Origin of the sequence: Bradyrhizobium lablabi (assembly GCF_018131005.1) — a bacterium.
Taxonomy (GTDB): domain Bacteria; phylum Pseudomonadota; class Alphaproteobacteria; order Rhizobiales; family Xanthobacteraceae; genus Bradyrhizobium; species Bradyrhizobium lablabi_D.
In genome coordinates this window covers 1-9540 of sequence record NZ_JAFCJK010000026.1, presented here as the reverse complement: position 1 = coordinate 9540, position 9540 = coordinate 1, and the positions used below count along the sequence as shown (strand labels likewise).

The following is a 9540-nucleotide window of genomic DNA, read 5'->3' as shown; positions in this document are numbered from 1 at the left end:
TCGGCAGCATCAGTGATCTCTCGCTCAGCGTGGATATCCAGCTTCCTCAGCAAGCGGAGGCGCTGGGTCGCAACCTGTGCGTCGGTCCCGCCGATCTGCTTGGCGATCTCATAATCCGACCGCCCCAAGGCCGTGCGCCTGAGGAGCTTTTTCTCGCGCGCCGTTAGAGGCCTGGCTTCGGTGAGCATCACGGTGGCGAGACGGAGGCTACGACCGTGAGGTTCGGCAACGCAAGTGCGGTTTGCGCCACCACCGGAGAAACAGGAGAGCGCCATCAACCGAAGCGGCTTACTTTTTCAACTCCATCAAAATGCGCTCCGCGCATGATCTTGTAATCGTCGTCCATGGGAAAGTCCTCCAGGAAGACCAGTGGGTCAACGGGAAGGATCTGGAGACGTTCCCAATACGCCCGCCGGCCCGCAGCAGAGTTCCACACACTTGATGCTGCGTTACAAACGAAGCCCGCCATTCGCGACGGGCTTGAAGTCCTAGGGAGAAGCATCGTGAAGATGCTCCTAGAGCCTATCACGAGTTGCGTCCCAGCGGTGTTGCGCGACCATCACTGTGGACAAGAAAGCCAAGTGCTTAGAAATCCAAAGGGGGAGTTGCTTTCGCTCGCCCGTTCCGATTGGATTCCAACTGGGGCCGACCGAGCTTCAGAATTATGAGCAGCGGACCATATCCAGTAAGAACCGTCACCATCACGGTCGGCGGTGTCGCGCACCACGGAACATATTTCGTTCAAGGTTCGATGGTGCAGGTACGATCAGTGCTCGGCGCCAAAGCGACTCAGCTCGGAATGTCGCCGCCGGAAATGATCGCCAAATTACTTCTTTCAGAGCTAGTACGCGGTGCCAGCGCGGACGATTAGGCACCTCCGCCAAGCGCAGAATTGCGCCGCGGAGCGCGCGCCTGAGTCGGGGACGAGAAATGGTTCGAGGAGAACGATCCCGAGGGCGCGTAGCAATTCGAATATGAGGTGCTGGAATGAACCGATCGGTCGGCGGACCACTGCTCGATGGTCGTGAGTGCTGGCGATCGTCTGGCAGGTGCTGGGTTCCCTTTGATGGCCCGCCATATGCGACACCGTGGCGGGCGTTCATCGGGTGTTCAGCGCGTTCCTGACAAGTTGCGTCAGACTGCAGCCGCGTGATCACAATTGGCGTCGCTCAGCGAGGTTTGTGGAAGCGTCGGCAGCCTCTGGCTTGATCGGAGACCGACCATGATCGTTAGCATTGCCGCCGCAGCATTGGCCCTTCAGTTCAGCATGACGTCTGCGGGCCCTGTTCGGTCCTCTCCCCTGGTGGAGAATGTGCAGTATGGCGGTGTGCCCGTACGTCGGCCGCCCTGCGGCCACGGCTGGGATATCAGCGCCCGCGACGGGCTTTGCTATCCGAATGGTTATCTCGCCCCGCAGGACCAGGCCGCCAGGCAGCGTTACTATCGCGGCGGCGGATACGATTACGACGATGACTACTACGCGCGTCCCAGGAGACGCTATTACCGCGATTACTAGGTAAGCCCGCCAAGCGCGAAGCGGCCGCCCTTGGTCCTGCCGGGCAGGACCCAGGCGAGGTGCGAGAGACAAACACGAAAGCTCACCTTAAGCAGCAGCAGTGTTTCCCGGGATTGCGTCTCAACGTAAGAGGTATCGGGGAACGCTCGCGTGCGTGTAGGAGCTGCGCCTGTGGGACATAAGGTCCAAATCTCCAGGAAGCGACGATTACTATTGGCGCAATTTTCGCCTGATCTACTCGAACAGCTTGCCGAGTTGGAGTGGTTGAAAGAGCAGATTAGGCAAGCGGAAACGTCGGATACCCAACTGCTATTGGCTCGGTTCAAAGCTTATCGGCAACAGAGAACAACCAAAGCCCGCAAGCCCGGACGCCGAACATCCTGACCAAGGATGTGCGGCCGCACTTTAGTGGCCCCGCCAGCGTGAGACGCCGCCCTTGCCATCTGGCTTCAATTTGATCTTTGATAAAGATGGTTGGCGCCACTGAAATACGTTTTTGATCGCCCCTACGTCGACCCGGGGAAGGCTGCGCGCAAGATCATGGAGATCGCCAACGGCCTTGAGCCCTACATGGACCACCGGCTGCTGATCGAACGGCTCAATGAGCCGATGCTGTTCGAGTTCAAGGCGACGCCGGCCGAATGGAATGCCGGGCTGGACTGCGCCATTGAGCGGGGCTGGCTCGTGCTGCATGAGAGCGGCACGTACGCGAGGTTCACCCAGGCCGGAATGGACCTGTTCGCTTAAGTCGCTTGCGTCGACGTTGAAGCGATGGCCCGCAACGCTGCGCAACGCCAAACGATCCCGGCGCGGTGGGGCGCCAGGGATCGCCAACCCGGTTGGGGTTTTCTCCCGGCCTGGAGTTGGGGGACGCATGCCGGGAGCAAGCGACCGACACCGCAAGCCCGCCGACGTTCCTATTTCGGCTGCGGCCGTGGGTCACCCAAGGGGCGTCTGCGGATTGAGGTTCGGTTTCTGAGACCGCGACGATGTTTCAAGCCTCTCGGATCGTTCAGGACACTCCGACAAAGCAGTAACGGCGCGCGAAGCGCGCGGCATCTTGAGTCCTGCCCGTTGGCGGGCCATTCTCTCGTCGGCGCGAGGGACCGTCCGATGAAGGACGTGCAGGCCCACCTGGAGAAGCTTCGCACTCAGGCCACAGAGTGCGAGCTAATCAGCGGCTAGCGACCAATGCCACGAAGAAAGAGCTGTTCGCCAAGCTCGCCGCACATCATCGGACCCTTGCCGACGAGGTCGAGCGGGCGATGGGTGAAGCCAAGCCGTAGTGTTACCGGGTCCCTAGCGCAAACTTAGGAACGACTTTCCTGCTCGTTTTGTTGCCGCGTATATAATGCCACGCGCTGGAGGCGATGAAATGGCGCGCTATTTTTTCGATATCAGACACCGCACTGCACTCTATTCCGACGAGGAAGGCCTCGACTTCCCAGATCAGAGAGCCGCGGAAGCAGAAGCTGCCCGTACTTTGGGCGAAATGGCCGGAGACGTCGCGCCGTCCGTTGACCGGACAGACGTTGCAATCGAGGTACGGACGGAGGACGGCCCAATCTTCAAGGCGGCCTTCATTTTCGAGACGAAAAGTCCAAGGCAGTAAGGGCGATTGCCCACAGTTGGCGGCTTCACGAAACGCCCATTCCAGCTATGGTGGCCATATCACCGGCAACGGTTATCCGTGTGCGTCGGTGACTGACCGAGCGAGCTCCTGCCTACATGCGGTCAGGGAGGGCATGCCGATGGAGTATCGCGGCATCGAATATACCGTCGTCCAGAAGATTTCGCCTAACGGTTGGCGTTGGACAGTTAAGCGCGACCACAACGACAAGGTCGGAACGGCGTTTGACCGCGAAGACGCAATTCGCCGTGCGGAGAAGTTTATCGACGAACTGATCAAGGCTCGGTTGAAGCCCGAGAGGTAAGGTAAAGGCGGGCCTTGGGTGGCTAGCACCAAGCACACAGTCCACGGCGACGCGACTTTGCTGTCAACACCCCTTGCAGATGCCTTTCATCGTCTTCGCATCAGCCTTCCTGTTCTCGGCGTCGATCTGCGCGTCGCTGCCTTCTTCCCGTGTCTTCGTGGGCACGTTCCGAGGTACGCCATTGCCCACATCGGTCGAGTTGGCTGTGCCCGCCGTAGTCGTGCCCTGTGGCGGGCTCGGTGAATTGCTCAGGTCGCCATTAGGCGGCGCCTGTTGTTGCGGATTGGCTGGCGGGTTGGCGATGCCTGTTGTCGTGCCCTGACTGGAGCTCGGCGCGCTGGGGGTATCACCGGAGCTATTCAGTCCTGCCGCACTCCCCGGACTTTGAGACATTCGATTCGCGCCACGCGATCCGGCAAACGCTGATCCCGCACTTGACGATCCTGACGCGCTTCCCGAAGCTGCGCCTCCGCCCGAAGGGCCACCGGCACTGCTGCCACCGGCACCGCCGCCTCCGCCGCCTTGGGCACACAAAGGCTGCACTGAGGCTGCCGCGATCACCCCAGCCAATGCAGTCATGAAGATCGCCTGTCGCACTCGCATCCCGGCTCTCCCTTGTATCGAGAAAAACCAAGGACTAGCGAGGACGTTCCTAAGGGGGCTGGCGATCCTATTCAGGATGGCGGCGGCGATCACTCTCGGCATCGTTGGCCGCCTTGAGCTTGTCGCGGATGCAGTCGCCAATGTCACCTTTTCGCCTCCAAGTCGAACTCCGAGATGCCCTGCCCCTTCGCGGCTTCGATGAGGCGTCCGGTGAGCTCGGTCACGTCTTGAGAGGCTCCAACGTTCCGATACTGCTCTACGGCGTGAACGCTGTTCTCAATCCAGAAATCAATAAACTCGCGTGCTTTGCTGCTCACGACGCCGTTCTCCCGTACGCCTCCTAAGGGTAGTGACGGACAACGACACAGCAGGCCGGGCTCCCGTTCGGCGGCGAGCTATCATCCGAATGCCACATACCAAGGCCGCCAGCGCGTGCGTCAACACGCCAATATCGAAGGTGTGAGTAGCCTGGCTGCCCCTCCGGCTGCGCCGATGCCGTCAGCCAGTGCAGCGGCACCGAGGAGCACAAGGTTCCCTCGCCTCCATTGAAGCACCACTCGACGCCCCCGCGATCAAGCCCCAGCCTGCGCCGAGCCCCTCACCGACACCGACCGAAGGCAATCCAACCAAGCCTAGCCGCTCCGCCATCGGACACGAAACGCAAGGCAGAGATTGCACTGACCGCGGCGGCCATTGCCGCCATCATTGTGAACGCAAGCCGGGACCGGTAGTACGCGACAGGCCATCCATGTGCTTGCCCGGACGATCTCATCCGTAACGGCCGAGCATGCGGCACAAGGAGTGGCTATTCACGACCAGGGGCGCTGCGCCCCTGTGCCATCCGACTGACGTGTCGGCGGAGATGATCGAGGCTGACAGAAAGAGGGCATCGGCTTCACGGTGAATACCGAAGCCACGAGGACGCCTCGCCGCTGGCGTGATCCTGAGCACCGCCGCCTAGGACTTATTCGGCACTAAAATGCTCCGACATCCGGTTGCACGCCTCCTCGGCTTCGCCGAAGGTCTTGAATGGTGACCCGCTAACCTTGATCGCCCCGCCGGTCTCAGAGAAAGCACGCCACGACGCCACCTAGCCCGGTCGTCCGTGAAATCCGGAACCGGTGGTGTTCGCGAAACTGATCACAAACGAGAAGCCATCGCTGTTTGCGATCCATAGTTCCATATTCTCGACTGGCCGGAATTGCAGAGGGAGATCGATCTTCGTCCTCGTCATCTCAGCTCCGACGCAGCCACATCAGGTCAATGTTCAGAGCACGACTGCGTGGCCGAGTCCGTCACAGACCGTGCGTCCCAGTGGCTATACCATCACATCAGTGTGACACTTGCGCGCTAACATAGGTGAAGTTCTGAGTCGTTATGCACCGACCCTGTTCGGGCGATCAGTGTCGCAGGTCGCGGTTGTCGAACATGTTCCTGAATCCACGCGACAGCCGCTGCGTGTCACGGTCGTCTGGCTTGTTGCACGCCGGACAGGGCGTCCCGGCCCCGCCACAGGTGCAAGAATGGTTGCCGGTCCAAGGCTAATCCGGGTGGTTCTCACAAACCCAGCCGGTGTCGTCGCAGAGGATACAGGGACTGGCCGTCATCTCATCGGCTCGAACCGTTCCTTGATTTCGCTCACCCGCAACTTTGAGCCGGATGGCATGTGCTCTAGGAGTATGTGTCGAGTGCGAACTGCGATGTCGCCGCTGCGCACGTCGTTCTCCTCGACGTGATATGCCCGCATGTTGGCTGCGAACTGGCGGGCGATCTGCGAAGGGATTTCCAAACGCCTTTCGAGCACAAGAGTGGACGCGGCATAACCACGAGCTAGGTAGCTCCAAGCGTCTTTGCAAATCTGGTCGTGCGTTAATGGCTCGGAACCGAGAAGGTCTTGTGGGCCCAAGTCCTAAATTCCTCGAAAGTTAACATTTGATGGAGAAGGCCGCCTCCCGCTGCCAGTAAGCTGTGCGACATCACCGCGCGGTCTTGAGGCATACATCGTGATGAGAACGCCCGGTTAGCGCTCACGCCCAACTACTCACAGGGAGCAGCGAGCAGCGCCATGCAAAAGCGGCGTCGTTTCAAGCAAACTCAATCATTGGAAGAACGCCTAGCTGACGAGGCAATCCGCCTCCGCCAACAGGCTCACATGCTGGCCCCCGGGGCTGACCGTGACTCCCTTTTGAGGAGGGCCCGACAGGCTGAGACCTGCTCGCAAATGAGCGAGTGGCTGCGCTCCCCGGGCCTTTGGTCTCCACAATGAGCCAGAAGCAATCTTGACCATCATCACCGTCTCGAACCCCACCGCCTTCTCGGGAAAAGGCAGCATCATCGTGCTCGAATACGCAGACGAGGATGTCGCAAAGACGGTGGCCCGGAAGATAGCCCTGGAGACCGGTCGCACCGTCACGGTACGCGGCGAGGACATGGGCGTGATCGAGACAATCCCCGCTACGACCCATTGAAGTCGTTTCGCAGGCCGCCTCAGCCGCTGCGCGCGCCAGCGTTGCGTTCCCGACACGTGAGTGGCCCTCGGCCCGGAGGCTGGGTGGAGGCCGCCCATTCCGTGCCGCCGGAAATACGAACAATGACCGGCGGTCAGGCAAGCTAATGCAGTTTTGCAGACCGTTCCGGACAAGCTCGGATTACTCCTTCAGTTTGCTGCGAGAACGGCACGTCGAGCGCGTTATCATGACGAGCAGACTGAACTGAGCGGGCCCCGGTCCGCCGCCTGAATATCCGCACCCTACGCCTGCCCTCGATGTCGGGCCGTTCAGTGCCTTCGGCTGCGCCTGTGCGCACTGGCAACAGGCCGAAGAGGCGTTGCAGCGCTCGGGCGAGCTGACGATCAAGCTGCCGAAGACTCATCCCGAGTAAATCCGGTGGTGTGGATCGCCTCGCAGCCATGCAACATGCGGCGGAGTGGCGCTGAGCTCGGCTTATCGCCCAACTCGCGGTTGCGGTTCTCACGCATCAATCCGGCGTCTCTGCCGAACAAGTTCGGCGGCCTCATCAAATGAGCTACCACGTGCGGAGAAACCACCCCCGGTAATGGCGGGAACAAAGGAACAAACGCTTATCATTTTGCTTTCCCGGGTAGCCCCGCTTCGCGCGGCGAAAGTCGAACATCCGAGGTGGACTATGAGCAGGAAGCCGATTGGAATGACCGTGCTGGCGTTCGCAAGCATGCTGACTTTGAGCGGTTTGCAAGCGCAAAATAGCAAGGGCAGCAAAGCAGATGAATCCTTTTTGAAGCAGGCGATGCAAGGCGATATGGCGGAAGTCAAAATGGGACAGCTCGCCCAGCAAAAAGGCGCGGACGATAAAGTGAAGCAGTTCGGCCAAATGCTGGAGAGCGACCACAGCCAGAATCTCGAGAAGGCCAAGTCGGTGGCACAGGAAATCGGAATGAGCCCACCGGCGTCGGTCAACACCGAGCAGAAGGCGACATACGACAGGCTGAACAAACTCTCTGGCCAGCAGTTCGATAAGGAATTTGCTCAGCACATGGTTCAAGACCATAAGAAGGACATCAGCAAGTTCGACCAGGAAAGCAAGAAATCAGGTTCCGTCGCCAACTTTGCGCAGGGGACACTGCCCGTGCTGAAGAAGCACCTTGAAATGGCCGAGTCGCTCGGTGGTCATCAGACCAAGGGATCTGGTCGCTGATCTTCGCCTCGCCGAGCGGGCACATCGTCCGGATAGTCTGGGACCCGGCGAGCACGGGGTGTTTCTTCACACGCCTGCCATTGCTGGCGAACTGACGCGCTTAGGGGAGAAAGTGAGTTTCGCGAGATCGGCGCAGCGACCTTAACCGAGGCGACGATGGAAGGCTGGGCTGGATCGCGCCAAGTTGAGCGGGGCTGGCTCGTGCTGCACGAGAGCGGCACCTACGCGAATTTCACCCAGCTGGGCAAAGACCTGTTCGCGTAGAGCCCCAGCTCCTTTTGACGCAGGCAATCAATCTAGAGGAGCGGGGGCCATATCGCCGCCCGTGGGCAGCAATAGCAACTCTAAAATTCAGTCCACCTTGGATGCCGCGGGTAAGCCGCCTGATGCGGCCTCTTACACCTCAGGCAAACAGGGCAATGATCGCGAACACCGCAAGGGCGATCGAGCCGTAGCCCACGATGGCAATCCAGTCGAAGCGCTTGGTCATCTTGGTGAGTGGAGTCCGGGGGAAGTCAGCCACGCCGTCATATGGACTGTGGTTTCGTCGTATCGCGCCCTGCGGAGCAGGCCTTCTCTATCGGCGCCTGGATGAAGTAGCCCAGCCTGTTCGCGCAACTCTTGGCTTCGCGGGAAAGACGTTCTTCACGGGATTGCGATCGTTTGAAACGGCGTCTCTTCTTCATGGGCGCTGCTCCCTGTTAGGTCGAGGCGGGAGCGCAACTGGCGTTCTCATCACCGATGCCGGTAAGTGATGCGCGGGCGATCGTCATTAACAGGTGGCAACGCGGAAGGTTGCTATAAGTCGGAAAGCCGACCCAGTGACACGCAGAGCGGGGTTCATCTATATGAATGGGAACGGGCACAAACTGCACTAGCTCTGCCGAATTTTCCGGCGAAAATTGCCACGCTGTTACTGAGGTTGTGGCATGGGCAGTGACATATTCTTCCGGGTCGGCATCATTGTGCTGGGCATGTCTCCCTTCCTTCTCGCGGCCTTCGCCGTGCTCGTAGAGTAATGCTGGCGGACGCGACGATCATTACGGCGCGCGAGAAGAAACTTCTCAGACGCATGGCCCTGGGGCGGAATGATCGCGAGATTGCCAGCCAGATAGGCGGGACCGAGGCGCAGGTTGCGACCCAGCGCCTTCGCTTGTTTAGGAAGCTGAATATCAGCTCTAAAACTGAGATTGCGGAAGCGGCCGAGAGATTGGCCCGGTGTCGACATCGCCGCCGTTAGCGTGGGTACGGCAAGTGCAATATTCCCATTCGCGTAAAGCCCCAGCTCCTGGGATTTAGGGTTCTCCAGAGCTGGGGCCGGGAGTGTGAGCACAGTTGCCGCCCATAACCCACTAACAGGCGGCAACGGTGACCTTGCGCCGCTCATCCACCGACCGCAATAACGCATGTGAATCGCAGGCGGCCCCCTTTCGATTCCGGCTCGGAACGGTGAGAACATTTTCATCGATGTGAATGAGAACAGACGTTTATTTGAATGAGAACAGCCGTTAGCGGGCTCAAACGTTTAGCGAACAAAACTTCCCGCATTGGGAAGCCCTCACGAAAAGACCCCAGCTCCTGACGGTTGGGGGCAACGAGGAGCTGGGGCTGAGGCTTCCCTTTTGATCCCGCCGCAAGGCGAGGCGTTCCTAATCAACACAGGCGATTCGCAATTTGGCCACGGTGGACTTGGCTTGGACTCCGTCCATTGGAGTATTGCGTAATGGCCCAGACGCCTTCCATCATTCCGAACGACCGGCTGGATCGAACCTTCTACCTCGTGCTTGAGGACTTCACGAGCGGCGCGGCCTTCCG

9 protein-coding genes are annotated in these 9540 nt (G+C 59.8%); 7 read left to right on the top strand and 2 right to left on the bottom strand.

Translation table 11 applies throughout. The annotated features are described in order from the left end of the window. Nucleotides 1-188 (bottom strand): LuxR C-terminal-related transcriptional regulator (locus JQ553_RS35410; RefSeq protein ID WP_212504448.1); only part of this gene is annotated, 188 nt, incomplete at its 3' end. Between the two features lie 1034 nt (nucleotides 189-1222). Between JQ553_RS35410 and JQ553_RS34035 the strand changes: the two genes are divergently transcribed. The 4 genes from JQ553_RS34035 (at nucleotide 1223) to JQ553_RS34020 (ending at nucleotide 3450) form a co-directional block, all read left to right on the top strand. Then, nucleotides 1223-1516 carry a hypothetical protein gene (locus JQ553_RS34035; RefSeq protein WP_212504447.1) on the top strand — a complete coding sequence of 98 codons (294 nt, stop codon included), beginning with the start codon at nucleotides 1223-1225 and terminating at the stop codon, nucleotides 1514-1516. A gap of 474 nt (nucleotides 1517-1990) precedes the next feature. After that, entirely contained in the window at nucleotides 1991-2263 is a 273-nt protein-coding gene (locus JQ553_RS34030; RefSeq protein ID WP_249144874.1) for a hypothetical protein, read from the top strand. A 628-nt stretch (nucleotides 2264-2891) separates the two neighbouring features. After that, nucleotides 2892-3128 (top strand): DUF6894 family protein, encoded by a 237-nt coding sequence (locus JQ553_RS34025; RefSeq protein WP_212504446.1) that lies wholly within the window; start codon nucleotides 2892-2894, stop codon nucleotides 3126-3128. A 139-nt stretch (nucleotides 3129-3267) separates the two neighbouring features. Then, nucleotides 3268-3450 carry a hypothetical protein gene (locus JQ553_RS34020; RefSeq protein ID WP_212504445.1) on the top strand — a complete coding sequence of 61 codons (183 nt, stop codon included), beginning with the start codon at nucleotides 3268-3270 and terminating at the stop codon, nucleotides 3448-3450. A gap of 746 nt (nucleotides 3451-4196) precedes the next feature. On the opposite strand, the gene JQ553_RS34015 is transcribed toward JQ553_RS34020, so the two are convergent. Then, the gene (locus JQ553_RS34015; protein ID WP_249144871.1) at nucleotides 4197-4370 is read right to left on the bottom strand and encodes a hypothetical protein; all 174 of its coding nucleotides are present in this window, start codon (nucleotides 4368-4370) and stop codon (nucleotides 4197-4199) included. Nucleotides 4371-6332: 1962 nt separating this feature from the next. Between JQ553_RS34015 and JQ553_RS34010 the strand changes: the two genes are divergently transcribed. The 3 genes from JQ553_RS34010 to JQ553_RS35405 all read left to right on the top strand — a co-directional run bounded on the left by JQ553_RS34010 (nucleotide 6333) and on the right by JQ553_RS35405 (nucleotide 8965). Then, on the top strand, nucleotides 6333-6521 hold the full coding sequence (locus tag JQ553_RS34010; RefSeq protein ID WP_249144867.1) for a hypothetical protein: 189 nt from the start codon (nucleotides 6333-6335) through the stop codon (nucleotides 6519-6521). Nucleotides 6522-7218: 697 nt separating this feature from the next. Beyond that, nucleotides 7219-7725 (top strand): DUF4142 domain-containing protein, encoded by a 507-nt coding sequence (locus tag JQ553_RS34005; RefSeq protein WP_212504444.1) that lies wholly within the window; start codon nucleotides 7219-7221, stop codon nucleotides 7723-7725. 1018 nt (nucleotides 7726-8743) lie between these two features. Beyond that, nucleotides 8744-8965, top strand: a complete 222-nt coding sequence (locus JQ553_RS35405) for a LuxR C-terminal-related transcriptional regulator (RefSeq protein ID WP_212504443.1) — start codon at nucleotides 8744-8746, stop codon at nucleotides 8963-8965. Nucleotides 8966-9540: the final 575 nt, after the last annotated feature.